Annotated in this window: 3 protein-coding genes; all 3 read left to right on the plus strand. The window is 76.9% G+C overall.

The genetic code is table 11. The features are described from left to right. On the plus strand, positions 1 to 156 hold the full coding sequence (locus tag ACTUAL_RS22530) for a DUF1702 family protein (protein WP_440901635.1): 156 nt from the start codon (positions 1 to 3) through the stop codon (positions 154 to 156). Next, positions 153 to 1,511 (plus strand): cytochrome P450, encoded by a 1,359-nt coding sequence (locus ACTUAL_RS22535; RefSeq protein ID WP_096495211.1) that lies wholly within the window; start codon positions 153 to 155, stop codon positions 1,509 to 1,511. Before ACTUAL_RS22530 ends, ACTUAL_RS22535 begins: the two co-directional genes overlap by 4 nt. 32 nt (positions 1,512 to 1,543) lie before the next feature. Then, positions 1,544 to 1,952, plus strand: a 409-nt coding sequence (locus ACTUAL_RS22540) for a carboxymuconolactone decarboxylase family protein (RefSeq protein ID WP_440901634.1), incomplete at its 3' end; no start/stop codon positions are given.

Below are 1,952 nucleotides of genomic sequence, written 5' to 3' on the forward strand. Positions count from 1 at the left end.
GTGTTCTGCGGGATCACCCCGCGCGAGGCCAAGGAGCTGTGCGACCGGACCCGGCCGGGCCCGGTGGCGGAGCTGCCCGAGCGGCCCGGCGTGCCCGCCTACGAGGTGTGGCGGCAGCGGATCGCCTCGGCGTTCGGCGCCGGGGTGTCGGCGTGACCGCCGTGCGGCCGGTGCGCGAGTTCCCCGGCCCGCCCGCGCGGCAGGCCCCGGCGCTGCTGGCCAGGATGGCGCGGGACCGGCTGGAGGTGATGACCTCGGTGGCCGCCCGCTACGGCGACGCCGTGCGGCTGCGGCTGGGGCCGAGGTCGCTGCACTTCTTCAACCACCCCGACCACGCCAAGCACGTGCTCGCCGACCACGCCGCCAACTACCGCAAGGGCATCGGCCTGGTGCACGCCCGGCGCGCGCTCGGCGACGGGCTGCTGACCAGCGAGGGCGAGAAGTGGAAGGCGCAGCGCCGCACCATCGGGCCGGGCTTCCAGGCCCGCAGGGTCAACGGCAAGGCGGACGCGATCGCCCAGGAGGCGGTGCGGCTGGTGGCGCGGCTGCGCGCGCGGGCCGGGGACGGGCCGGTGGACATCAGCGCCGAGATGACCGGGTTGACGCTGGCCGTGCTGGGCCGGTCGCTGCTGGACGCGGACCTGGGCGCGTTCGACTCGGTCGGCTCCTCGTTCGAGGCGGTCCAGGACCAGGCGATGTTCGAGATGATGACGCTGGGCGCGCTGCCGACGTGGCTGCCGCTGCCCCGGCAACTGCGGTTCCGGCGGGCGCGCGCCGACCTGGAGCAGGTGGTGGCGCGGTTGGCCGCCGAGCGCGCCGCGATCCCCGGCCCGGACGGGGACGACGTGCTCACGCGGCTGGTCGAGTCGGTGCGCGGCGAGGCCGACCCGAGGGCCGGGCGGCTGCGGATGCGCGACGAGCTGGTGACGCTGCTGCTGGCCGGGCACGAGACGACGGCGAGCACGCTCAGCTGGACCTTCCACCTGCTGGACCGGCACCCCGAGGTGTGGGAGCGGGTGCACGCCGAGGCCGTCGAGGTGCTGGGCGACCGGGTGCCGGTGTTCGAGGACGTGCACCGGCTGCGCTACACCGGCATGGTGCTGCAGGAGGTCATGCGGCTGTACCCGGCGGTGTGGCTGCTGCCCCGGCAGGCGCGGGAGGCCGACGAGGTCGGCGGCTACCCGGTGCCCGCGGGCGCGGACGTGCTGATCTGCCCGTACACGCTGCACCGGCACCCCGGCCTGTGGGAGGACCCGGACCGGTTCGACCCCGAGCGGTTCGACCCGGCGCGGGCGGCGGGCAGGCCCCGCTACGCCTACCTGCCGTTCGGCGCCGGTCCCAGGGTGTGCGTGGGCAGCGCGCTCGGGGTGCTGGAGGCGACGATCGTGACCGCGTGCGTGGCCAGGGAGCTGCGGCTGAGCACCGCGCCCGGCCACCGGGTGCGCGCGGAGCCCATGCTGACGCTGCGGGTGCGCGGCGGGCTGCCGATGCGGGTGCGGCCGGTCCGGTGACCGCGCGCCCCTGGTTCCCGGTGGAGGGGTCGATGGTGTTGCGGGGTGTGGTCTCGGCGGGGCTGCGCGGGCTGTCCACGGCGCAGGTGCGGCGGGTGCGGCCGGTGCGGCACGGCGCGGCGGACGGGCCGGTGGCCAGGGTGTACCGGGAGCTGGAGCGCGACTTCGGGGTGCTCGCCCCGCCGGTCGCGCTGCACTCCCCCGCGCCGGACGTGCTCGCGGCCGTGTGGCTGGTGCTGCGGGAGACGCTGCTGGTGCCGGGCCGGGCGCCGAGGGCGGTGAAGGAGGCGGTGTCGACGGCGGTGTCCGAGGCCAACCGGTGCCCGTTCTGCGTGACCATGCACTCGGCGGTGCTCGACGACCTGGTGGGGCGCGGGAACCGCGGTGGCGCGGCCTGGACGGCGGCGGCCGAGTGGGCGGGCGCCGCCGCGTTCGCCGGGT

It is taken from the genome of Actinosynnema sp. (assembly GCF_052038725.1).